Below are 24,455 nucleotides of genomic sequence, written 5' to 3'. Positions count from 1 at the left end.
CTCGCGACACGCTGCCACAGAACGCGCCGACGATCAACTGGGAAAGCGACCGCCGTTATCGATCGGCTAGGGTCGGCAACGGAATCGGGACAGCCGCCGCCGAAGGAGTGTCACCGTGCGATCACTGTGGTTCATTCCGCACGGCATCGCCGTGGTCGGGCCGGAGGAGAGCACCGGATATCGGGGTGGGGTCTCCTCGACGCTGAATCCCATCGGCAAGGCACAGGCCGCGGCCGTCATCGCGCACGGGCGCAGGCGTGCCTCGGAATTGGTCTCGCTGTTGGAGGGCGCGGGATTCACCGCCGACGGTGACGGCTCCGAAACCTGGAGCGCGAATGCCTTCGTCGGCGAGGGGTTCAACCGGGTCGACAAGGGATCCAACGGCCGCCTCCACGAGATCACCGCCGGATTCTCAGGCCCACCAGCGGAATTCGATGAGCTGGTGAGCCGTTTCGCCGCGATGCCCTCCGATGTCGTCGGCGAGGTCGAGAACCGCACCGCGACCCACCGCAGGACTTGCCGTGTTCGGCTGGCCGACGGTTCCGGGCACAGCGGCATCATCACGCTCGTTCAGCCGAAGGATTCCCGACTAGTCACCGCGGGATTGCAGGTGACCGGCGGGCCCTACTTCTACGGTTGGGCCAAGCGCCCGGCACTCTGGCGGATACCGTTCACGAACACCTCCGACCACTACCGGCACAGCGAGAAGAACCGGCAACGCGAGGCGGAACGCCTCGGGTTTTTCGATCGCCGTCCATGGCCTGTGCACGCGGCGGCTCCGGGCGGGATGTCCGCGGCCGAGGCATCGAGCCGAATCCGGATGTATCTGATCGGTGCCGGCGTGGATATCGGGGCCATGGGCTTCGCCCCGCAGCGCATCGACGGTGGCTGGGACGTCGTTCTGTCGGGCAGCCCGACGGCGACGCTGGATGCTCTGCGCATTACCGACGAGGGCTACGTAAGCTCCCGCGAACTCTGAGCTAACCCCACCTCCGCCGACACCGACACCTCGAATGTGTAAGGTCGCACAGGTATCCGACCGGGTGAAGGGCGCGGGACCGGTCGAGGAGGGGAGTCGGGACGTGAGCAGACCTCAGGGCGGGAATCCGGACGACGAATTCATGAAGTCGTTCATGGCTGGGTTCGCGGAGTCCAACGCGGAGCCGGACATCGGATTCAGCCTGGTTTCGCATCCCGGTCCCGAAGCGGTGGCCGATGAGCAGGAGATCATCGAGCGAGCGCGGGGATTGACGCATCGGATCGCCCAGGAACTCGCGGCCGCCGCACCGGAGGGTTGGGAGCGGGTCGACGCGACCTTCGCGTGGACCGTGACCGACAAGACCTGGAGCGTCGTGTATTCGGCCGGGGAGCAGGCGGTTCAGGTCGAACCCGCGCAGTCGGTCCTGCAATTGGTGCAGGAGCAGCGCGACGTCGCGGCGGGGATGAGCGAAGGACCGTGGTGGCGGATCCGAATCAGCCTCAATAACGCGGGCCAGGTGCAGACCGACTACGACTACGGCGACGAGCCGTTTCCGGACAACCAACTATTTCCGGCCGAGGCGTATCTGGCCGATCTGCGCGAGTACCCGCGCAACCGACTACCCGTTTGGCTGGCCGCGTACGTCAGCCACGGTGGACGCCTGATGCGCTCGCCGCGAGTCGCCGCGGAGCAGGCTCGGTCCGATCGCGCGAAGGAGATTCGCGGCCAGGCGACGACCGAGGTCTTCCCGCCGCTACCGCTGATGTGGTCGCACTGGACCACGCTCGCAGCGGTATTCGTCGCTCTCGACGCACCGAACGGCCCCCGGATGCTGCCGTCGCTCGCCTGGTTCGAGGGACCGAATCGCAGTGGGAGCACGCTGTACGTGCTGCCGGGAGATCGGGCGGTCATCTCGGGCGGTGTGCTCAACGCACCCGAACTCGATGCTGTCTACAACGACGGCGCTCTACTACCCAGCTTGTACGCGGGCGCACCGGATTGGGTGACCGACGCGGTGTTGAATCCGCGGGCGGCCACCGGGCAGCTGACCTTCTGCTACTGGTGGGAGGACGGACAGTGGTTCCGGGGGGAATCGCCGGACGGCCCCGGCATAGCTGCCGCCGTACCCGGGATCTGGACCACCGACTCGACCGTCGAAGTGATCCTGCAGGTCATGACCTCCGCCGGGAAGACAATTACCGACACCACCAAATCTGCTGTCGCGACGCTGGTTTCAGCGGCACAGGCGGGACTGGTGACCTACGAGACAGTGGCCGCGGTCTTCGATCCGGCCGAACACGATGTGGATTCGGCCCTGAACCAGTTCACTCTGGCGGGCCTTCGGACCTTTGTCACCGCGCCGCCGCTGAGCCGGATCGACGCCATCGAGCAGGTCCGCCGATTCATCCTGGCGCGCGGTACCGACACCAGTGGCTACCCCCTCGACCAGTTGACCGCCGAACGAATCGACAACGGCTGGATGGTTTTCGTGCCCACCCGGCCGGGCGAGATCATGATCGGTCGCGCGATCTACTACATGGCCGACGACGGCGTGATCGAGCCGTCCTCGTCCTCGGTGCCGCCGACGGTCTACATCGCGGGGTTCACTCAGCGGTTTCAGGAACGGATGTGGCAGCGCGGCTGACGCGCTGACCGGCTGCTATGGGGAGGAGTAATACCTGATGACAGACAAACTCGACGTCGATCCCGAGCTATTGAAGAAGGCGTCGGCCAAAACGGACCTGGTCAACAGTCGGCTGCGTGGGGTGGTGGACGGTCTCATGGCCAGCACCGGCGGCAAGGGCGAACCGTGGGGAAACGACAGCTATGGTGAGGAATTCGCCGGTACCGAGGACGGGTCCGGCTACCTGGCCGCCCGCAAGACGCTGAAGGGCCTCTCCGAGACTCTGGCAAAGAACGCCGAGAACAATTCCGACGGGCAGAACCAGTCCGGCAAGAAGCTCGACGGTACCGATCAGGGCAACGCCGACGCGTTCGGCAAGTAACCATGGCCAACGAGAGCGCGAAGACCGAATTGGCCTCGATGCTCGACGAGTTCCAGCAGCAGATGCGGGTTCTCGGCGAGATGCAGCAGAAACGGGCGCAGCTCATGGCCACCGGATACGCGCTGCAGAAGCGGGTCACGGTGGTGGTGAATGCCGATGGGACGGTTATCGAAACCCGCTTCGACGAAGATCTCGAGGGCCTTTCGCTCCACGAGTTGAGCAAGGCCGTCACCGAGGCCGCGCAGGCCGCGGCCACCGAATTGGGCCGCAAGAGCGCCGAACTCATGAGTCCGATTCAGGAACGGCGCGGACGGATGCCGAAGATGTCGGACCTCATCGAGGGCCTGCCGGACCTCACCGAACGCATCCCGGAACCGATCCCCGCCTCCACCGCTCCCCCGAATTCCCCTGAGCGGCACCAACACGCCGACCAAGGCATGACCTTCACCGATGTCGAGGACCTCGACGACATCACACCCGGCCGAATTCGCGCGGACGACTGGTGACAGCGTGGGGCTGCTTGTCTACTACCGGCAGGTCCGGGATGAGCCGGAGGAATCTGAGTATTGGTTCGGGCCCAGTCGGGAGGGGATGAGTCGGACCTTGATTATTGACAAGGTGGGGCGGACGGCTCGGACCGATGGGGTTGAGGATGGGCTGTTTCGGGCTGCTACGGGGCATATTTTGTATCGGGAGAGGCGCGAGAGTCTATGGCCTACACACGGAATGATGGCTTCATGAGTGGGGCTGCACCGGTGCCGGGGAGTTCGGCGCAGGTGGGTGAAGCGCCGAGCGTTGGGCGGGTTACCGGGTTTTTGCTGATTGCGGCGGCGGTGTTGACGGTCGCGATGTTCTGGCTGCCTGTGATGACTATTGGGCTGCACGGCGATTCGTGGGACATCTATGTCTGGAAGAACGCGGGGCGTGGGTGGCACACATCATTTGGTGAGTACTTCTCTGCTGCGCCGTATGTGCTCATGGTGATCAGCGCCGGGGTTGTTGGGACTTTGCTTGCCGTGGGGGCGGGGGCTCGGCGGCGGGTGTTGTTCTGGGCGGCGGCGTTTGCGGGCGGGTTGGTGCTGCAGATGGCGTCTGGGAATGTGGTGGGGTATTCACGCCAGTTCGGGGATCACGTTTCACCTGGGTCTGGATTCTGGGTGATCATACTGGTGATGCTGGTTGCCATCGCGGCATTGGCGAGCGCGTTGCGTGATGCGGTGGTGGCCAAGCGCGGGGTGGCGCAGGAGCCGAGCGGTGGGGCGGCGGATCGGGTGGGGGCCGTCTTCTTGTTGGTGGCCGCGGCGGTCGATTTCTGGAGTTCGTTCCCCTCGCTGGTGCGACGTTCCTCGGATGTCATATCCATCTGGGCGGGAGGTCCCGACTCTGTTTCGTTGCCCGCCGCGCATTTCGCGCTGGGATTGATCGCCGTCGCTATCGTGGCCGTCGCCTTGCTGGCCGGTGCGGGGGTGCGGAACGCGGCGGTGCGAGCGGCCGCTGGAGCCGCTGCCGGGTTGATTTTCACGACCGCGATCAGTGGGCTGTGTACTGCGTTCTCCTTGGAGGGACTGAACTTCTGGGAGTATGCGGGAGCCGGGTTCTGGTTGAAGGTGATCACACTTGTCCTATCCTTCGCCGCGACCGTGGCGGGGCTGGTGGCGCAGTTGGCGCGGCCGCGGCTGATGACACCGCCGAGGGTGGGCTATGGGCCGGGGTTCATGCCGCCGGCCGGGGCGATGCCCGGCGGGCCGGGGGCGGTGAATCCCTTTGCGCCGGTGGGTGCCGCGCCTGCGTCGGTGGGTGCTGCGCCCAATCCGTTTGCGCAGGCTTCGGCCGCGCCGAATCCATTCGCGCAAGGTGCGCCCGCACCCAATCCCTTCGCACCTGCTGCCACGGTGGCGAATCCCGCACCCGGTGCGACACTCGCGAATCCATTCGCGCCCTCCGCGCCGGAGGTCGAGGCGACCGTCAAGATCGAGCCTGAACAGGTCCCAGCAGCTCCGCCGCGGATGGCGAAGGTGTACGACGGCAAGGACGATGACGGGCGTCCCGTGGTGAATCGGGAGTCGCTGGAGGGGAATACGCGGACCGCGGTGTTGGCGTATCTGGAGAGTGCGCCGATTGTGTTGGCGGCCAGGAGTTTCGAGCAGGATGAGTTCGTGCCCGCGGATCGGGATGTGCCGTTGAACTTCAGGACCGATGGGACCTGGGTGTGGGCGGGGGCGGTGGCGCATTATCTGCACAAGCACGGGCTGCCGCCCGAGCCGGAGTTGGTGCGGCACATCACCGGGCGCGGGTTTCGGGTGGGAGAGGTCAGCGAGGCCGCGCAGGATGCGGCCATTCGGGTGATTACCGCAGGTTGAGGGCTACCCCGCCGAGAGCGCGGCGACGTATGTGTCGCGCAGGGCCTCGAGGCGGGGGCGGGTGAAGCGGCCCGGTTCGGTTTCGTAGGTGGCGCGGCCTCGGGGGGAAGTGAAGGCCGAGGCGGGGATTCGGTCGGTGGCGGGTGGGAGGAATTTGAGGGTCTCCTCGACGGCGGCCAGGGCGGTGGCGAGGGTGTGGCGGGCCGTGCGGGCGGCACGGTCGTCTAGGCCCGCGGTGGTGGGCGGGACCTGGCGGATGCAGTTGTCGGCGTACCAGAGCCACACGCCGGGGTCGAGGAGTTCGGAGGGGTTGTCCGCGCCGAAGCGGACGGAATCTGCGGGCGGGGGCAGGATGTCGGCGGGGAGGCGGAACTCGTAGGCGCGGGCCGTGCCGCAGGTCGGGCATTCGCCGGTGTAGCGGCTGGCCAGCTCGTCGCCGACGGTGACCACCGCGCTGCGGAACTGGCAGCGGGTCTCGCCGCAGGTGGGGCAGGGCTGGAGGGTGAGGTAGAGGCGGGCCTCGGCGTTGGTTCTGGCCAGCGGGAGGGTGTCGGGCATACGGGGGCTCCTTCGGCCGGGGCGGACGGTGTGGGGTTGATCTTGCCAGGCCCGTGGCGGCACGTCTCGTTCATGTTGTGTTCACTGATCGGTTGTGGGACAGTCGATCTTGCCGTGCGGGGCACGGTGTCAGGGATTCGGCTCACTCGCGAGGGGCACATCATGGCTGGGAGAGTTCAGGCACATTCGGACCCGGTGCGCGACGCCGCGGGGTTCGCCGGGGACATTCAGGCGCGATTGCAGTCGATGGCCGACCATGCCCGGGCCGCGGTCTCGCCGGGTGCCTCGGGGTGGGGCGATGACGATTTCGGGGGCAAGTTCGCCGATGGCGCGAAGGGGTTCTCCACCAGTAGCGAGAACATGGCCAGTGGAACCGAGAACTTGGCAAACTCGTTCAAGAATCTGCACCACGGGCTGACGAAATCCGCCAAGAAGCTCGACGACATGGAGCACGGCAACCACGACTCCTTCGCGTAGGCGGGCGAAATGACGAGGCAGAACGGGGAAGTCGCGAAGGCCGCCATCCTCGAGGACTTCACGACGCAGATGCGGGAGATCGCGGAGGCGTCGCGCAAGCGCACCCAGCTCGTCGCCAGCGCCTCCGCGGCGAGTGGGCGTGTGCAGGTGACGGTGAACGCGGACGGGGTGGTGATCGCGACGCGGTTCTCCTCCGATATCGGCGAGCTGACCTATGAGGAGATCGCCAAGGCGGTGACGACGGCCGCCCAGAACGCCGCGACCGACGTGGCGCGCCAGGGGCGAGAACTGTTGCAGCCGTTGCGAGATCGACGCGCGCGGATGCCCAGGCTGTCGGAGTTGATCGAGGGTATGCCGGATATCGAATCCCAGGCGCCGACGATCGAGCCCGCCTCGCTCGCTCCCCCGCGCTCGCGGGAACGGCTGTCCCAGCTCGGCGAGCCCGCACCCGACTTCGGCAATGCGGTGGGCTACGAGGCGTGGACCGAGGACCAGGAGAAGCGGGGAGCCACCGACTCCGGGTGGTGAGTTACCGGATTATCGGTGCTGAATTACTCAGGTGCCCCGCGCAATTCGGGGTAATAGGTGCGCTGGAAGGGTGATAGCTCGGAGACAGCGAGCTGACCCGCGCCCCGGCAGATCGGGCAGAACCGGCCGCCATTGCATTCGGGGCAGATGTGCCCGTTGGACAGTCGGCCCCTGCCATTGCATTCGGGGCAGGCACCCAGTCCGTCGCACTCGTAGCAGAGTACATAGCCGGGAGTCAGGGTTTCGGGAGTCCGCACCGGGTCCGGCCGACGGAACTCCCCCGGGCCGCTCAGCGCGAGCGCGGGTGTCTGGCCGCTGAACATGACCGACGAACTCCGGCCGCTCACACGCACTTCGATGCTGTTGCCCTGGCGGTGACCGGTGACCACCACGGCACCCGCCTCTACCTCCTCCGTGCCGACCTCCCAGCCCGCGGCGGCCAGCAAGGCAGCCGCACGCTCGACGAGATCGGCGGCCGGAACGGTCGCTGGCCGCTGGCCGCGGATCAGGCCCGAGTAGTGGTAGCGCGGCGGATCGGCCCAGTCGACAACCGTGGGTGCGTCGAGAAACAGCAGGCTGAGACCGGTACCGGGCGTCAGATCGGTGATGAGCTCGACGAGTTGCGCCCGCAGGGCCGCGCCCAGCCGGTCCAGTTCCTCGCGTGCGCCAGAGATGTCGCCCATGCGGCCTCCTTCCCGCCGGACCCTATCACCGCCGGGTGTACGCGGGTCGGTCACCGGCGACTCATTCGCCGTTCGTGTTGAGTTCATCTGTGTCCTTGTGGCACAGTCATTCTCGCCAAGATCAGAACCGACCGGCGTGAGGTGGCCTGTGGCTCTGGAGTTTCCATCGTGGCTCGAGTGGTTGAGCTGGTTGGTGGGCTCCGAATGGCCACACGGCAACGAAGACACCATGTGGCAGATGGGCCGCGACCTGGAATCGGTTGCGGGTGACGCCGATAAGCTCCTCGGGGATCTCGACCATCTGATCGATTCGATCGGCAAGGCCTATCCGGACGGCAACGGCGGCGAGGAGATCCTCAAGTGGCTGACGCCGCTGCGCGACGGGGACGGCTCCGGGCACGGGTCGATCAAGGAGTTCGGCGACAACTATCGCCAGCTGTCCACGGCCGCCGACGGATTCGGCGATCAGCTGCAAGGGGCCAAGCTCAACTTCTATATCGCGGGCGGATGGCTGATCGGCGAGCTCGCGTGGGCGGCGGCCACGGGACCGTTCGCGCCGGAGTCGGAGACCGCGGTCTTCGCGACGGCGCGCATCGCGTTCCGCAAGCTCGGCCAGATGTTCGCGGACCGGATCGCGGAGCTGGTCGAGAGCCGGATCACCAACGCACTGCTGCGGGAGATCCTGCCCAAGCTCATCTACGAGATCGGCAAGGGCGCGGTGATCTCCACCGTCCAGGCCACCGCCCAGGAACTGCTCGTCGAGTCCATCCAGAACCTGGACGGGCACGGACACGGCTTCGACTGGAACGCGATCGGGAAGAACGCTCTGGTCGCCGGACTGTCCGGCGGTGCGGGCGGCGCGATCGGCCTGGGCGCGCACCATGTCCTGCCCAGCGAGGCCGGTGGCGGCTGGAAGGGCGCGTTCAGCGGCATGCTCACCGGCGCGACCGCCGGAGCGGGCGGCGCGGGCGCGGGGTGGCTGGCCAATGGAATGGTCAACGGCGACTGGTCATTCGACCCGCGCTCGCTCACGGGCGGCATGTTCGCCGGGGCGGGACCCAGTGGTCTGCACGGCTACGTCGGTGAATCCCCGCACGCCGGACGGCCCATGGGCAGCGAGAACGGCGACGGCAGCGCGCGCGTACCCGGTGAGACCGGCACCAAGGTCGACACACCGGCCACCCCGGATGGCCGTACCACCAACGTCGATGCCAATGGCAACGGGCATGGCACCACCGGGGATCCGAGCGTCACCGGGCAGCACGGTAGTACCAGCGACCCGAGCAATACCGGGCAGCACAGCGGTACGGCGGACCCGAGCAACACCGGCCAGCATGGCGGTACCGGCGACCCGAACGCCAATGGGCAGCACGGAAACACGGGAGAGTCGAACGGCGGCCAGGGCGGCGACAACGGTCAGGGTCAGCAATCCGGCGGACCCCAGCTGCATGCGGCCAGCGCGACGGCGGCCACCGACGCCCCTCCCACCGACCACGGGCACGACCAGTCGACGGACCACAATGGCGACTCCACGCGGTCGGACAACAATGGCGGTTTCTCCTCCGACGGCAGGCGCGAGCGCCCTGACGCGAATGTCCAGGACGACGGCGGCGCAAGCGATTCCTCGTCGCACCGCTCCGCCGATACCCAGACGGTCGGCGACCACACGGGCGACTCGACGTCCGGGGACTCCAGCCGGGCCGACACGAGCGGCACTCCGGAACATCGCGCCGGAGACGCGTCGGCCACCACGGATCCGACCGGTCGTACACATGACACCGGAATAGGTTCGCGGACAACGGAATCAACGCCGAATCAAACATCGGATCCGTCCCTGGACGCGAATCCCACGGCGGGGATCACGTTCTCGAACGACACCACCCTCCGCCCGGTCGGTGATCCCGCACAGGGTGCCGCGAACTCGTCCGCGCACAACGGCACCTCGAACAGCGCACCCGGCACCGAGACTCGCTTGCCCGCAGCGGATTCGGCCAAGGTGATCCCCTTGTCACGGGACTCGCTGCGCGGCGTCGACGGCAGTGCGGCCAAACCCGTCGATGGAACGGCACCCAAGTCCGCGGAGGGCGGCTCGCCAAAGGCCCCCGACACCCGTGCCGGTGTCGATCGCGCCACCAGCCCCGACGCCCCCGTGCAGGCGAACCGCACCGGCGTCGAACCGACCGGGCACCGCACCGAGGCAGGCAGCAACGGCGACCAGCAGCACGTCGACGCGCACGCGGGCGAACCGGGCGACTTCCTGAACCTGTCCGGTGACGCAACACCCCGCCCGGACGGGACCCACCCGGACGGGGCGACCATCATCCCGTTCCCGGTCGATACGACTCCGCACGCCGACCGCGGCCCCCGAGCCGCGGACGCGCGCCCGGCCGATGTCGCCGCCGCCGGTCCGGTCGGCGACTTCCACGGAAACGCCCGGAGCTCGGGCGATCTCACGCTCGAGTACGTGCACGGCCAGATTCAGGAGAGCCTGCGGCTCATGACACCCGAAGGGGTGTCGTGGAATCCGGAGAAGGGGCACTTCGTCCTGTCCGACGGGCGCATCGTCCGGATCGAGGTCGGCGAGACCTCGAACCGGCACGTGGCCGAATTCGTGCCCAGCGCCGACGGTTACGACGTGCGGATCTCGAACAAGGCCCGCGATGGGGACGTCGTGCGCGCGCTCTCGCACGAGCTGGCCGAGATCAGGCTGTCGCAGGACGACGACATCCTGATCGATCCGCACGATGATCGGCCCACCCGGATGTCCACCCAGCTGGGCGGACGGTTCGCCGAACTGCGGACGCTCACCACGCAGATCGATCACGCGACCATGAACCCGGCCCGGGCGGACCGTCTGCCCGGCCTCCGACACGACCTGCACGATCTGATGAACCATCTCGGGTTCAACGATCCGGCGCACGCGCCGACCGTGGAACGGCTACTGGCCGAACACGACCCGGATCTCGCGCACCGGCTGCGGCTGGAAGAGGAGGGCGTGCTCTCCGAGCGGCCGGCCTTCAACCGGGACCTCACCGAGGACGAGTTCCAGCACGCCGCCGAACAGCATCTCGAGCAGCTGCGCGAGCACATGACCGGGGATCACGCCGAGGATCTGCTGCGCGCCGAACAGCAGGGATTGAACGGCCGTATGCGCGAGGAACTTTCCCGGCGCGTCTTCGAGTCGATCTTCGAGGAAGAGGCCAAGCCCGCCCGCGGCCAGGTACCCGGCCTGCTGAAGGCGCTCAATCCGGTCAATGCGGCCATCAACCATCCGACGCTGCGCGGGCATGAGCAGGCCGCCGCCATTCACCGGGCGATCGACGAATTCCACGACGGCATGCCGCAATCGGCCCGGGACGCCCTCGGCCCCGAGCGTTTCGCGCGCATGCACGCCGCCGCAGACGCCTTCGCCACCGCGCCCGACCGCGTCACCGCCGTCATCGACCACGCGACCGGGCGCATGCACATCGGTGGCGAGCAGACCACCCTGGCGGATTTCCTGCACGGCATCGACCGTGCCAATCGGGGCGCGACCGACAATCACCTCACCGTCGAATACACGGTCGTCCTGCACGACGCGGTGGACGGCCTGTCCACCGTCGAGGTGCTGCCCCGCCCGCAGCCGCAGCATCGACTTCCCCTGGAGCAGTATCGGTTCGGCGACGACAACACGCCCATCGAGCACCAGCCCCGGCCCGCGCTTCCGGCGGCCGCGGCGGGCGGGCACACCATCGATGTCGGCGTCGGCCGCGGCGGGTTCGCCGTCGAGATGGTCCCGGAGTCCGACAAGGCCGGTGGCGGGCTGATCATCAAGACCGAACTCGCCGACGCCGCGATCGGGGGGCAGCGCCGCCGCGATCTCGGCATCCTCGACGCGGGACCGCTCATGGAACCCGGCTCGGTCATGGTGTACGGCGACCTGCTGGGCAACGGCCACCTGCTCGGCGGGGACATCGCGCGCGTCTTCATCAACAATGTCAGCGCCAAGCTCCCCGACGAGGCGTATCACCCCATCGCCGAGCATCTTTCGAAGATCATGGCGCCCGGCGGCCGGGTCGAGATCCAGTGGGACATGAAGCCCGAGAAGCCGGACGGCAAGCTGGGCGACCGCTACCACATTCTCGGCACCAAGCTGTGGGACGCGATGGAAAAGCCGTACCCGGACGGCGGCAACCCATTCAAGAAGGTGGAGGAAACAGACTTCCCGCACCCGGGAAATCCGGACTACTACTACACCATCGACGCGGGCTCCAGCAACGAACTGCCGCACCAGCGGATGAAGGGGTTCTCCCCGCCGCAGCCCGAGCACCGGTGGATCATGTCCTACGAGCCGGATTCGGCCGGGGCATACGACACGAGCGCCGAGCACGGGCACGCGAGTCCGATCGGCGACTTCCACGGCGATGCCCGCCAAGGCGAGGCGAATCTGCAGCCGGAGTTCGTGCTCGACCAGATCAAGGACAATCTGGGGCTCATCACCCCGGAGGGCGTCTCGTGGAACCGCGACGAGAACCACTTCCTGCTTCCCGACGGCGGCGGCAAAGTGACCGTCACCGTCGGCACGACCAGCGACGGCAATGTGGCCGAATTCCACGCTCGGCCCGACGGTTCCGGGTATGACGTGGTGCTCTCGGAGCGGGCCCGCGACCAGGACGTGGTGCGCGCGCTCGCACATGAGATGGCCGAGATCCGGCTGTCGCAGGACCCGGACATCCTCATCGACCCGGTCGACGATCGGCCCTCGGAGATGAGCACCCATCTGGGTGGCCGGTTCGCCGAGATGCGCGTCCTCGAAGCGCACATCGACCGTGCGATCGCCGATCCCGCTCGCGCACATGAACTTCCGCGACTACGCCAGGATCTGCACGATCTGGCCGAGCACCTCGGGATGAACGATCCCGAGCACGCCGCGACCGCGCGGCAGCTGCTCGCCGATCACGATCCGCAGCTCGCGCGGCGTTTCGAGCTCGAAGAGCAAGGCCTGCACGAGCATCGGCCCGCCTTCGACCGGAACCTGACCGAATCCGGCTTCGAGCACGCCGGCGCCGAACATCTGAATCAGCTGGAGCACTTGCTGACCGGCGACCACGCCGCCGATGTGGTGCGGACCGAGCGGATGGCGCTCGACGGACGCATGCGCGAGGAATTGGCCCGCCGCGTCTTCGACCCGCTGTTCGATCCCAGCACCAAGGCCGCGCGCAGAACCGTCGACATCGAATACCTGTTGAACGCGCTCGACCCGCTCAACACGGCCATCAACGACCCGGCGCTGAGCGGAGTCGACCGCGCCCAGGCGATGAAGATGGCCATCGCCCAGTTCCGTGACGACATGCCCGAGAAGTTCCACGAGGCCCTGGGCCCGCAGGTCCTCGAGGAGATGTACCGGGCCGCAGATGATTTCGCGCCCGGGTTGGACCGGATCGACGCCGTCATGGATCACACCACCGGGTTGCTCGTAGTCGATGGCGAGCCCACGAACCTCGGCGACTTCCTGCGCGGGGTGGACAGCGCCAACCGCGGCGCGGGTGAACACGGGCTCAATGTCGAGTACACCGTGGTCGTCCACGACGCGGTCGCGGGCAAGTCCGCCGTCGAGGTGCTGTCCCGGCCCCGGCCGCAGCACCGGCTGCCGTTGGAGCAGAACGTCTTCGGCGCGGACAACAAACGCATCCGGCACGAGCGGCTGCCCGCCACGGGCGTCGAGGGCCACACCATCGATATCGGCGTCGGCCGCAGCGCCTTCGCCGTCGAGATGACACCGGACGCGGACCGTGCCGGCCGCGGACTGATCATCAAGACCGAACTCGCCTCCGAATTCCCCATCAAGGGCCAGCGCCGACGCGATCTCGGCATCCTGGATCCCGGACCGCTCACCGAGCCGGGCACCGTCATGGTCTTCGGCGACCTGCTCACCCAGGGCAATATCCTGACCGCCGCGCCCACCGGCGAGGTGGCGCGGATCTTCATCAACAATGTCAGCGCCGACCTGCCCGAGCACGTCTACCGCGAGATCGCCGCGCGACTGCCCGAGACCCTCGCCCCGGGTGGGCGGGTCGAGGTGCAGTGGGACATGAAGCCGGAGACCACGGACGGGAAGCCCGGCGACCGCAATCACATTCTGGGCACCAAGCTGTGGGACGCCATCGAACGGCAGTACCCGGACGGGGGGAACCCGTTCAAGCAGAAGTACCAGGAATTCCCGCACCCGGGCAATGAGAACTACGACTACACCATCGACGCCGGTGCCAGTAACAAGCTGAATACCAAGCTGATGGCGACCTACAACCCGCCGCTGCCCGAACACCGCATGGTGATTACCTACGACCCGCACGGCACGCACGAGCCGGGTGCCGAGCACGGTACGGCGAGCCCGGTCGGCGAATTCCGCGGCGACGCACGGCCTGTCGGCGCGGACCCGCTGACCCGGGACGCGGTGGTCGACAAGGTCGAGCAGAATCTGCGGCTCATCGAGCCCGACGACGTCGCGTGGAACCACGAGGCGGGCCGGTTCGAGATGACGCACGACGGGCGAACACTCGACATCCGCGTCGACGTCGGCCCGACCTCCGGCAATGCCGTCGCCGAATTCACTGCGCGCACAGACGAATCCGGACGGATCACCGGGTACGACATCCAGGTCTCCCCCGGCGCCCGGGACGGGGATGTCGTCCGCGCGGTCGCGCACGAGCTGGCCGAGATCCGGCTGGCCCACGACGAGAACGTGGTCATCGATCCGGTCGACGATCGGCCCACGCGCATGACCTCGCATCTGGGTGGCCGCTTCGCCGAACTCCGCGTCCTGGTCGACCAGATCGGCGAGGGCGTCGCGGCGCGCGTCAAGCCCAAGCTCCTGGAGCCCCTGCGCCGCGATCTCAACGATCTGATGAACCACCTGGGATTGCACGACCCGGAGCACGCACCCACCGTGGAACGGCTACTGGCTCAGCATGATCCGGATCTGGCGCGACTGATCGATCAGGCGCGCGTACCGGATCAGGGCGTCCTGCGACCGGGTCCGGTCGATCACGATGCCGCGCCGACCCCGCACGATCTCGGCCGGATCCGGCAGTTGCGCGACCTGGCCGGGCTGGCACACGACGGTTCACCCGAGACCCGGCACGAAGCACTGGCCCTGGTCGAACAACTCGGATTGCGCGAGGGCACACCGGGTGCGGCCGAGCGACGCGCGATCGTCGCCGAGTACTTGAACGAGCATGCGCGCACGCGAGTCGACGAGCTGCTCAGCGATGTCGGCCGTCGCGACCATGAATTGTCCCCTGCTGACCGGGAATACATCGAGCAGGTCCGTCTCGAGCGCCGGGCCGCGGACGCACTCGATTACCTGTCCAATCCGACCCACGGCGCCATCATGCGGACCCACATGGTCTACCGGGCCGAGATGGCCGAGCATCTCGCACAGGCACACGAGGTGCCGGACTCGGGACCGATCCGGCTCGTGGGCGACCATCACATGGTCGAGGATGCCCGGACCGGGGAACGCTGGTTCCGATGGCCGCCGGGTACCGAGGAGTATCCCGACCGCACGCCGGTGCCGGACGCCGGGCTCCCGACCGATCCGGACCACCGGCTACCGACCGATCCCCAGGAACTGCACCACGAGTGGCAGAGTCTTTCCCCCGAGGAGAAGGACGCCTGGCATAGCACGGACCCGTTCATCGGAAACCGCGACGGCATACCGCACGCCGACCGCGATCGGTACAACCGGCAGACCTTCGACATGCTGCGGCACCAAGCCGAGCAGGACATGGCGCGGGCACAGGCCGAGCCGGAGACGCCGCAGGTGGTGGCCGAGCGAAAGCAGATCCAGGACCGCCTGGACATCCTTCGGGATATGGAGAGCTATCTCGATCGGCCGACCGAGGAGGGCAAGCCCGCCGTCCACCTGTCGTATCTCGACGAGAAGCTCCAGTACATCTACGCCCTGGGCGATCCGGATACCGCCCGGCACGTGGTCGTCGAAGTGGCCGGTGCGTTCCGGCGGCGCAGCGGTGTCGGCTACGCACTCGAGACGCTGGAACAGGTGCGGCAGGCCTCGCTGTTCGTCGACCCGAACGCGAAGACGTCGGTGATTCTGTTCGGCGCCTACAACAACCCGAATTCGCTGGTCCAGGGCATGCATTCCGAGCACGCCGAGGGCGGTGCGGCGAAGCTGCGGGAGTTCCACGACGGGCTGCGGGCCACCCAGCAGGGACCGCCCGCGAACATCACCACCTTCGCGCATTCGTACGGTGGCGTCACCGCCGGGCACGCGGCCGGGCACGGGCACGAATTGAATACCGATGCGCTGGTTTTCATCGGCAGCATCGGCACCGGTGTCGAAAATGTCCAGGATCTGCGACTGACCGGCGTCGATCCGGCCGAGATCGGCGACCACGTCTTCGCGACCATGGCCGAGTACGACTCGCTCGAGCTGATGCCGCCCACCCACGGGCCCAAACCCGACGACCCGGACTTCGGCGCTAGGGTTTTCGAGTCGGGCACCACACCCAGCCCGACGCGGCTCGGCTGGAACCCGGAAGACCACACCGGCAAGAACTACTTCAGCGACGACTACGACTCCTTCCGGAAACTGGGGCTGATCATCGTCGGCCGGAAGGATCTGCTGCGCTGAACGGTCGGGCCACCCAACGGAATCGACGAAACGAGGACGGAATGGCGACGGCGACAACGCGGGCCGCTGCCCGCGCGCAACTGCTCCGGCACTTCGACGCGACGCTGCGGTCGCTGCCCGCCGGAGTGGGGCTGACACTGCGCCATCCAGACCTGCCGAACGCGGTGTTCCACAACGGCGTGACGCTGTCCTGGGACGGCAGCGATCCCGACAACACGCTGGTATTCCTGGACATCAGGTACTGGGTCCTGGGCACCACACCCGAGACCTGCGACGCCGTCTTCGATCTGGTGCTGCGGGCATGGAGCGAGCAAGGCTGGGCGACGAGCACCGAAGACGCGTTCCCGCGTGCCGGATACGCGCGCACCCCCGACGGCTACGGTTTCGCCCTCAACCAGAGCCTGAACGGATACCTCAGCCTGGCCGGAACGACTCCCCCCTTCGACCCGGAATCGGAGGCGGGCGAACCGCTTCCGACCCACATCGACCACCCCTCCGCACGACCGCACTGAGGAACCTGACTCTCGGGAGCTCTCAGGGGTTTCACCCCTGGAACCTCTCGAGACCCTTGGGCTGGTTTCACCCTTGGGACTCCCAGGCTCTCTGGAACCCCCTCTAGACTCCTGGGATCGCCTCGAGACTCGTGGGCTCCCCTCGGGTTGCGAGGGGTCGCCCGCGGTCAGAGGTTGGTGAAGTCCGTGGAGTTGTCGACCTCGACCTGGCCGAAGGTGGTGGCCTGATTTCGGACGACGGCGGCCAGTTTGCGTAGTTCGTCGACGCCGAGGCCGGTCTGCGTGACGAAGGACGTGCCGACCGCGGTGAGGGTGTCGGCTGCGGCCAGGGAGACCTTGTCCGAACCGGCGGCCGGTACCGAGAGGGCCGGGGTGTCCGCGCCTACGGCGGCCTCCAGGCGGTCTGCCATGGCTTCCAGGTCAGCGGCGGCGGACAGCACCGTGTCCGCGTCGAAACGCACACCGCCCAAGTTGAATTCGCTCATCGTCCCTCCCTTTCGGCGCGAATCTTACCGCGTCGCACCGACATACAACGACCCGATCTCCGTGCTCATGTCGAAGCCCCGCGCCATGCTCATGTCGATCACTGCGCCGGACGCGGGCCGTTGGTGCCGACCGCGCCGACCACCGGGACGCCGGTGTAACCCAGCTCGCCGACGACCTCGTCGCCGTGTTCGGCGGTGACCATGTTCGTGCGTACGTCCTCGTCCGCGTCACCGGCCTGCGCGGCGCCCGCGCCCGCTGCGCCCATGGGCGGCATCATGCCGTTGCCCATGCCGCCCACGCCGGTGCCGGGCACCGGTGCGGGCACGGGGACGGGCGGGGTGGTGGAGGCGCTCATGGTGCGGGGGCTGGCCTGGCCGAGCGGCGTCGACGGCGTGCCCACGCCGCCGCCCGGACCGCCCATCGGCGCGAGGCCGCCGCCACCGAGTGCGCCGACCGAATCCTTGGGCCCGCCAACCACTTCGGTGTCCTGGGTCGGCTGCATCTCGGAGGTCTGGCTGATCGACTGGAGCTGCTGCAACTGCTGCACGCCGGTGCTCGCGGCGCTGCTCAGCGGCGAGATCAGGCTCAGCAGCTGGGTCACCTGCGACATCGAGTCCACGCCCTTCGGGGCGTCGGTGACCTTCACCTTCTGTCCGGCCGTGGTCATATTGGCGCTGTGCACCGTCATCTCGGTGCGCGTCTTGGCTACCGTGGCGGTCGCCTCCGCGGCCGTCTCGGTGGCCAGCGACAGCAGGAACGCCTGCCCGGGCGGAGTGCCGATGAAGGGGGCTGCCACCGTGACGCCGGTGACGAACTTGGTGATGATGGCCGACATCAGGGCCGCGCCGGTGGCCACCGAGGTCGCCGCGCCGGCCATGACTGTCTTCTGGTGCAAGTTCTGGCCTTCCAGCTCCAGCGCGTTGGTCTGGGCCGCGGTGCCCTTCTCAGCCGCGCCGGTCGCGCCGGAACCCTGCCACGAGTTCGAGTTGGCCAGCGACATGACCGACTGGGCGATCGACATCACCTGCTGCAACGCGCTCGAGACGCCCGAGAGCATCTTCGACGCGTCCAGCCCCTGACCCAGCTGGCCGGTGCCGAACGAAGACGCCAGATCGGTGAGCGGCTTGGTGAGCGCGGTCAGATCCAGGGTGGGGAGCGGCGGCATGTCCGGCAGCGGGGGCACGGACGGCAGCTGCGGCAGCGCGGGCAGGCCCAGCGTCTGCAGGACATCGCCGACCGGGCTGTCCAGCAGCGGCGCGAAGTTGGTGTCGCGCAAGGCATCCGCCACCGACTGGGCGCTCGCCGCAGCGGGCGTGGCCTGCACGGCTCCGGTCGAGCCCTGGTCGAAGGGCGTACTCACAGGTCCCGCGATAGGGAGAGGAAGTCGACTCCGGCGGCGTCGTCGACGGCTTCGTAATCGGCCGCCGCCTCGTAGGCGGTGACCGCCGTCCCCGCGTGCACGGCGGCGAGTTCAGCGACCGACGTCAGGTGATTGCCCTGTGCGCCTGCATAACTCAGCAAGAAGTCCTGACCGATCAGACCGAACACCGGCACCAGCCCGGCCACCGTGGCGACCTGATCGACGGCGGCGGCACCGGCCACCGCGCTCGCCATGGTGGCCGACGCGTCTCCGTAGGCGCGAATCGCGTCCGGTGTGGCAACGAAAGTCATGAGACCCCCATCAAGAAGATCGTTTTCGAATCGAACTATACAGAGCGGTGATTCGCCCGGCATAGCGAAAAGTTCACGAACTGGCGAACACCGCGGTGAACATCAAGTATTCCGCAGGTTGCCTCGAGAGTGGCTGATCATGTTGCCGCACTGTCCAATTCATCGTGCCCCGCGGACCGGTTCACGGTGCGGGCCGAATGGTCTTGTCCATGGTCTGCGCACCGGCCGCGTTCCAGCGCTGCCTGATCAGCACCCGCCCGCGCTCGTCCAGCACCACCCGCTCCGACAACTGGCCGTTGGCATGCCAGTACCGCCACTCCCCCACAGCGACACCCATATCGGTGACGCCCTCGATCCGCTTGGTTCCGTCCGGCCACCACCCTTGCTGGTGCCCGCTCTCGACGCCGTCGATGTAGTTGTAGAGGTGTACCAGCTGCCCGTTGTCCGCGAACCTCTCGACTTCCCCTGTGTAGGGCTCGCCCTGGTAGCAGGTGAACCCGTCGTCGTCGAGCTCCACCTGGTCGCCGCTGATTCGCATTTCCTACTCCGTCGCGGGGGTCATGGCACAGCCTGTCGGGCTCTGGTCGAACGAGAACACAGTAGCCGGATGGCCCGTGGCATCCGGAATCAGCTCAGATCGGGCGCAGCCAGCTGTCGGGTTCCGTCTCGTACTCCTGTTCCTCGACATACTCCTGACGGGTCACCTCCGCCATGGTCGGCAGACCGGTGAGTGCCAGCAGCTCGGGAGCCAGACCGGCAGCCGCCAGCTGCGCCCGCCGCTCGGCTCCGGCGCGGGCCGCGGACTGGCGGCACAGCCGCAGGATGTCGGCCGCCAGCAACTCGGGGTCGCCGCGCAGCTGATCACGTTCCACCGAAATCGCGCGGGGCAGGCCCTGTTCCGTGGTGGTCACCACGATCGAGCCGGTCCGCGAGGACAGAGTGAACAAGGTCGGGAAGTCCGGGGATTCCACGCGCTCGCTGTCTCCCTCACTCATCGGCCATCACCTGCACCACTTCGGCGATGTGGGTCTCCAGGGTCGCGACCATGCGGCGGCAGTCGGCGGCCACGGCCACCGGGGGATGGTCACCGGTCACCACGTAACGGCCATCGTCCTCGAGATCGCGCCACTGCCATCGAAAGCGGGCGATGCCGCGCGGGCCGAAACGCGAACGGCCCTGCACCACATCGATAGTGCCCATGCTCGGCGCGGCGGCGGCCAGGAAGTCGGCGGCACGGGTGACAACGGTGCCATCCAGGGTTTCGTGCGCGGGAGACATGCCGAAGTCGTAGTCGGTCTCGGCGACGTCCTCGGTCTCGGCGAGCACCAGATCGCCGCCCGACCCACCTGGGAACTCCCGGCCCGCGGGGGTGTCCGGCAGTGCCGCCACCACCCGCTCGGCCAGCTCCTCGGCGTAGCACTCGGAAAGGGTGAAACCGCCACTGTGCGCGTAGGTTTCGCCCGGCTGCTGCACAAGCAGATACCCGGCCTCGCCGGATCGAACGCCCAACAGGCGAATGCTGGCCGAGGCCGAGAGCCGATCACGGCCGTCCCAGCCGTGCACCTCGATCCGCACCTCCGGCTGGAGCAGGGCGTGCAGCACCTCGGTGTAGTCGGGCTCCCGGGCGAGCAGGCTCTCACGGGCGCGAGCCAAATTCGCCAGATGGTCATCCCACCACCGGGTGCGACTGACGAAGGTCAGCGGGCGCGGCAGGAACTCCTCACCCAGGCCCTCCCACAGCGCCAGGAACTCGAGGTCGGTGAACTTCCAGGTTCGAAGCACCGATTCAGCCCTCCACCACGGGTTTCGCGACAATCGGCGCCTTGCCCATGGCCTCGTCCAGGTGCTCGCTGGAGTCCAGGAAGTCCGGGCGCTTGTGGTCCTTGCCCTGGGCGCCGTGCGCGCCGCCGCCGTGGCCCATGCCGCCCATACCGCCGCCGCCCATGCCGCTCGCGGCGGTGCTGCCGGCGGCGACACCCGCGCGGGCGACGCCGGTACTGGTGGCCTCCAACGCATCCGCGACTGCGGCGCGCGGGAACAACTGGGCCTTGGCCGGTTCCACCGGCTTGAGCGCCGGGGAACCACCCGGGCCGCCACCACCCGGGGAGCCGCCCAGCGGCTTCTTCAGGTCGTCGAGCAGGTTGGTCAGCGGGGAATTCTTCAGCCGGTCCTCGAGGTCCTGCGACTTCTTCTGGTCGGTGGTCTGCGACTGCGACCCGGTCAGCGAACTCAGCGCGCTCTGCAGCCCCGAAAGGGCCGAACTCTGACCCGAATTCGACGAGGAGCTCGGGTTCGACGAGCTCGGGTCCGACGAACCGGGGTTGGTCCTGGAGGGATCCTTCTCGATGGGGTGCTGATCGTTCTTGTCCTTGCCCGTCGGATCCTTGTCCTTGCCGCCGGGATCCTTGTCCTTCGGGTCCTTCGGGTCCTTGTGGTCCTTGTCCTTCGGATCGTGGTGATCCTTGTCCTTGGGATCCTTGTGATGCGGATCATCCTTGCCCGGATGGGTCCCCTTGGGACCGGTCTTACCGCCCGGCTTCTTGGCGGCCTCGGCACCGGTGGTTCCCGAACCGGTCGGTGAGACGCCGCCGTGCGGGCCACCCGACCGCGAATCGGGTCCGGTCCCGCTGTAATCGGAACGCGGCGACCACGACGGGTCCTGCGTCGGCTGCGCGGTCGGGTCGTGCAGCTTGGGGACCGAGCCGCTCGCGAAGGCCAGACCCGGGATATAGAAGCTGGTGAACGCGGCCTTACCCTGATTGGCGTACTGGACCTCGGTGTCGGTATTGGCCCAGGAGTCGTTCCAGGCGGACGGCAGATTCATCGCTGTCACCGTGTTGAAAAGAGTGCCCGAGAAATACAGGACGCTCTCGGCCATCGCCTTGAGATCCGTTGTGAACGCAGACGATTCGGCGACGAAACGGGCCGTGGCCGACATCGCGCCGTCCACACCGTCACCGCCCCAGTTGCCGCTTTCCTGAATCCTTTTCATGCGCTCGGTGAGCTGCTCGTAGCTGGCATCCACCGTGCCCGCCAAGGTCTTCCATGCGGCGCTGGAATCGGCCACCGCGTGCGCGTCGATGCCGTCACGGACATCGAAGAACCACTTGCCGCGATGCATGCCGGGGTCCTCACTGCCGATCGCGCCGTAGCCACCCCCCTTGCTGTTGAACTGCGCGACGGCGTTCATGTCCTGGAGGTTCGGGTCGTCCGTGCCGGGCGGCTTGCCGGACCAATACGGGACTTCGGTCGTGCCCGCCTTCGGCAGCGTCTGAACATCGACGTGGCCCTTCGCCGCGCCCAGGAGGTTATTGAACGTCGCCTTCGAGTCCTGGTCCTGGTTGTCGTAGACCTTCCCCGCCGCGATCAGCGTGTCGGCCAGGGAGGTCAGCAGCGACACATGGTGGTCGATGATGCCGTCGACGGACGAGCCCTGCTCCTTGTACCGGTCCATCAGATTCAGGGCCGATTGCAGCACGCCGTTGTTGCTGAAGCCGGTGTACTCGGTCAGCGGTTTCGTACTTTTCTTCGCCTCGGTCAAGGCGTACACGACGTCCGCGGCGTAACCGGCCGCCTCCTTCGCGATGCCGGGTTCGATATGCAATCCGCCGTGGTGCGCCTGCCGGGACAGATCCACCCAGGGGTTGTAGATCTTGTCAGTCATGCCCCGCTCCTCAACTCACCCATCGCGTCGAAAGATTACCTGTCGCTCATTGCGAATGCCGTTGGCGGAAGCGCTGTTCCATGCCCGGAAGATAGATCGACGCGGGCATGCTGGAGGTGGTCGCCTCCACCACGCCGTCGTCGGTGACGTAGTAGAGCGCCCGGTCGATCACCGGTTCGTCGCCCTCGGTGGGAACGTAGACCATCCACCCCACCGGAAGGCGTTCCGCGCGAAGCTGATCCAGCGGATAGGCGGTGGTGTCGATGTCCTCGGTGCGCAGGTGGTGACGGACCGCGTCCAGCGCCTCCGGCTCCGGCAGCGGTTCCGGGCCGAGGCGCGCCACCCCGGCCATGGCCAACTGGTAGTGCGCGGAATCCAGATCGTGCGACCCGAAGGCAGCCTCCAGCACGGCCCTGGTGACATCGCGACGCTCGGCGGCGGCGACGAATTCGGCTACCGCGGACCGCAGTTCGTCGGAGGGCTCGACGGCGACAAGATCGCAGATCACGCCCGCGACGGTGGCGGCGGTCCAGATTCCGGGCACCGCGGGGGCGAGCTCGGCGGCTGCCGGAGAGGCGCCGCGGTACCAGCGGCCGCGCTCCCACCAGTAGCAGAACGTGAGCATGCCGCCACTGGCCCGGGTGTTCAGCACCGGGTTGGCGACCCAGTCGGGGGCACCCGCGTACAGATCCGGAAGGGGCGTCCCATCGTCGTAGGCGGTCACCAATTCCGGTGCGTTCCAGACGCCGCCGGACAGGACTGCCCGGCCGCCGGGCAGCAGATAGAGCGACGAACCCGACCGGCGGGAGCCCTCGAACCAGCTGAACGACGGGAGAACCCGTGGCCCCCACTCGGAACCGACCGCTACGAACGCGGCCGCGATGGCGGCCCAGCGTGCCCACAGCACCGGAAGATTCGGGAAGTCGTCTTCTGAAACCGTTGGGATATAGCCGGATTCGCTATCGGCGCGGGCCGCGGTCGCGGCCTGCCGCGGGGTGCGGGACTGACGGTCGTTGTGCCGGAGCAACGCGGCCAGCCACGTAGGCACAGTATCGCGCGGGTAGGCCTCCAGATCGGCCAGATAGTCCTGGAGAGCGAGCATCTGGTCGGCCGGAAAGGGCTCGTCACCGTAGTCATGGTCGACGTCCAGTTCACCGGCCGCACTCAATTGCAGCTCCAACCGCCACCACGGGTCACCCAGTTCGGCGGAGAGACCGCGGTGTTCGGCGACCAGTGCGAGGACCGAAGGCCACGCGGACACCTGTGCGTGGCGCTGCTGGTCGTCGGAATAGTCGATGCGGGCGCGCTGGCCGGTCACGGTGAGCGAGAAGGATGCCTGTACCCGTGCCCAGCCCTCGGGGGCCGCATCGCGCAGTTCCTGGGCGATGCGGTGGGCCAGGGTACGGGCGCGCTGCGGGATATCCGGTTCGACCGCGGTCATGCTGAAACCGATGTCGGGCGTGGGCTCCGCCTGGATCTCGTCGACACCGAGGACGGCGGCCAGGCTGTCGAAATCCGAGCCCTCCCCGACCGGTTCCGGTGCGGCGGGCGGGTTTTCGATGTTGTCGTGCGAATGTGTCACGCGATTGTCTCCTGTGCGCCGCTAGCTCTCGGTCGTCGAATCGAATTCGGCGATCCGACGGGACATCTCCGCGCGCCAGCGGTCGGCATTGCGGCCGTCCAGCTGACCGGCGAAGGACCGCTCGGCGGCGGCGATCATGGCGTCCGGGATATCGGGATGAGCGCGGGCGATCGCCCACAGGGCATCCTTGACCGACGCGTCGAGACCAGTCGCGCTGCGCACGCCGAGACCTTGCCGGGCAGCGGCCAGCGCGGACTCGAAATTGTGGCGCAACTGCTCCTCGCTCGGACGGCTACCGCGCACGTCCACCCTCCTCC

General features: G+C 67.7%; 20 protein-coding genes. 9 read left to right on the top strand and 11 right to left on the bottom strand.

All coding sequences use genetic code 11. The features are described 5' to 3' along the window. Positions 1–115 precede the first annotated feature (115 nt). The 5 genes from ABZ909_RS08255 (at position 116) to ABZ909_RS08235 (ending at position 5,345) form a co-directional block, all read left to right on the top strand. A complete protein-coding gene (locus tag ABZ909_RS08255; protein WP_356997022.1) occupies positions 116–979 on the top strand; it encodes a hypothetical protein in 864 nt (287 codons plus the stop codon). Between the two features lie 103 nt (positions 980–1,082). After that, positions 1,083–2,624 carry a hypothetical protein gene (locus tag ABZ909_RS08250; RefSeq protein ID WP_356997021.1) on the top strand — a complete coding sequence of 514 codons (1,542 nt, stop codon included), beginning with the start codon at positions 1,083–1,085 and terminating at the stop codon, positions 2,622–2,624. A gap of 37 nt (positions 2,625–2,661) precedes the next feature. Continuing rightward, positions 2,662–2,985, top strand: coding sequence for a hypothetical protein (locus tag ABZ909_RS08245; protein WP_356997020.1), 324 nt, complete (start codon positions 2,662–2,664; stop codon positions 2,983–2,985). Between the two features lie 2 nt (positions 2,986–2,987). Beyond that, positions 2,988–3,491, top strand: coding sequence for a YbaB/EbfC family nucleoid-associated protein (locus ABZ909_RS08240; protein ID WP_356997019.1), 504 nt, complete (start codon positions 2,988–2,990; stop codon positions 3,489–3,491). Positions 3,492–3,695: 204 nt separating this feature from the next. Then, positions 3,696–5,345 carry a hypothetical protein gene (locus ABZ909_RS08235; protein ID WP_356997018.1) on the top strand — a complete coding sequence of 550 codons (1,650 nt, stop codon included), beginning with the start codon at positions 3,696–3,698 and terminating at the stop codon, positions 5,343–5,345. Positions 5,346–5,348: 3 nt separating this feature from the next. Here the strand turns inward: ABZ909_RS08235 and ABZ909_RS08230 are convergent, their stop codons facing one another. Further along, positions 5,349–5,903: a hypothetical protein gene (locus tag ABZ909_RS08230; RefSeq protein WP_356997017.1), complete on the bottom strand. Its 555-nt coding sequence runs from the start codon at positions 5,901–5,903 to the stop codon at positions 5,349–5,351. Between the two features lie 162 nt (positions 5,904–6,065). Between ABZ909_RS08230 and ABZ909_RS08225 the strand changes: the two genes are divergently transcribed. Next, positions 6,066–6,380, top strand: coding sequence for a hypothetical protein (locus ABZ909_RS08225; RefSeq protein ID WP_356997016.1), 315 nt, complete (start codon positions 6,066–6,068; stop codon positions 6,378–6,380). Positions 6,381–6,389: 9 nt separating this feature from the next. Further along, a complete protein-coding gene (locus ABZ909_RS08220) occupies positions 6,390–6,908 on the top strand; it encodes a YbaB/EbfC family nucleoid-associated protein (RefSeq protein WP_356997015.1) in 519 nt (172 codons plus the stop codon). 23 nt (positions 6,909–6,931) lie between these two features. On the opposite strand, the gene ABZ909_RS08215 is transcribed toward ABZ909_RS08220, so the two are convergent. Next, a complete protein-coding gene (locus tag ABZ909_RS08215) occupies positions 6,932–7,591 on the bottom strand; it encodes a hypothetical protein (RefSeq protein ID WP_356997014.1) in 660 nt (219 codons plus the stop codon). Between the two features lie 238 nt (positions 7,592–7,829). Here ABZ909_RS08215 and ABZ909_RS08210 point away from each other — a divergent pair, with 238 nt between their 5' ends. Next, positions 7,830–16,223 (top strand): alpha/beta hydrolase, encoded by an 8,394-nt coding sequence (locus ABZ909_RS08210; RefSeq protein WP_356997013.1) that lies wholly within the window; start codon positions 7,830–7,832, stop codon positions 16,221–16,223. Positions 16,224–16,264: 41 nt separating this feature from the next. Then, positions 16,265–16,735 carry a hypothetical protein gene (locus ABZ909_RS08205; protein ID WP_356997012.1) on the top strand — a complete coding sequence of 157 codons (471 nt, stop codon included), beginning with the start codon at positions 16,265–16,267 and terminating at the stop codon, positions 16,733–16,735. A 167-nt stretch (positions 16,736–16,902) separates the two neighbouring features. Here ABZ909_RS08205 and ABZ909_RS08200 read toward each other — a convergent pair whose 3' ends face one another. From ABZ909_RS08200 to ABZ909_RS08160, 9 genes are all read right to left on the bottom strand, one after another. Further along, a complete protein-coding gene (locus ABZ909_RS08200; protein WP_356997011.1) occupies positions 16,903–17,220 on the bottom strand; it encodes a PE family protein in 318 nt (105 codons plus the stop codon). Positions 17,221–17,318: 98 nt separating this feature from the next. Beyond that, a complete protein-coding gene (locus tag ABZ909_RS08195; protein ID WP_356997010.1) occupies positions 17,319–18,581 on the bottom strand; it encodes a hypothetical protein in 1,263 nt (420 codons plus the stop codon). Beyond that, complete coding sequence (locus tag ABZ909_RS08190) at positions 18,578–18,892, bottom strand: type VII secretion target (RefSeq protein WP_356997009.1); 315 nt, start codon at positions 18,890–18,892, stop codon at positions 18,578–18,580. The genes ABZ909_RS08195 and ABZ909_RS08190 overlap by 4 nt, the downstream gene beginning before the upstream one ends. 181 nt (positions 18,893–19,073) lie before the next feature. Continuing rightward, positions 19,074–19,430, bottom strand: coding sequence for a hypothetical protein (locus ABZ909_RS08185; RefSeq protein ID WP_356997008.1), 357 nt, complete (start codon positions 19,428–19,430; stop codon positions 19,074–19,076). Between the two features lie 94 nt (positions 19,431–19,524). Further along, entirely contained in the window at positions 19,525–19,887 is a 363-nt protein-coding gene (locus ABZ909_RS08180; protein WP_356997007.1) for a hypothetical protein, read from the bottom strand. Beyond that, the gene (locus ABZ909_RS08175) at positions 19,880–20,674 is read right to left on the bottom strand and encodes an ESX secretion-associated protein EspG (RefSeq protein WP_356997006.1); all 795 of its coding nucleotides are present in this window, start codon (positions 20,672–20,674) and stop codon (positions 19,880–19,882) included. The genes ABZ909_RS08180 and ABZ909_RS08175 overlap by 8 nt, the downstream gene beginning before the upstream one ends. A gap of 4 nt (positions 20,675–20,678) precedes the next feature. Then, positions 20,679–22,556 carry a hypothetical protein gene (locus ABZ909_RS08170; RefSeq protein ID WP_356997005.1) on the bottom strand — a complete coding sequence of 626 codons (1,878 nt, stop codon included), beginning with the start codon at positions 22,554–22,556 and terminating at the stop codon, positions 20,679–20,681. Positions 22,557–22,602: 46 nt separating this feature from the next. Further along, positions 22,603–24,138, bottom strand: coding sequence for a hypothetical protein (locus tag ABZ909_RS08165; RefSeq protein ID WP_356997004.1), 1,536 nt, complete (start codon positions 24,136–24,138; stop codon positions 22,603–22,605). A gap of 21 nt (positions 24,139–24,159) precedes the next feature. Next, positions 24,160–24,441, bottom strand: a complete 282-nt coding sequence (locus ABZ909_RS08160; RefSeq protein WP_356997003.1) for a hypothetical protein — start codon at positions 24,439–24,441, stop codon at positions 24,160–24,162. Between the last annotated feature and the right edge of the window lie 14 nt (positions 24,442–24,455).

Source organism: Nocardia sp. NPDC046763 (assembly GCF_040645495.1).
Taxonomy (GTDB): Bacteria; Actinomycetota; Actinomycetes; order Mycobacteriales; family Mycobacteriaceae; genus Nocardia.
This window is presented reverse-complemented; position numbering and strand designations above follow the sequence as displayed.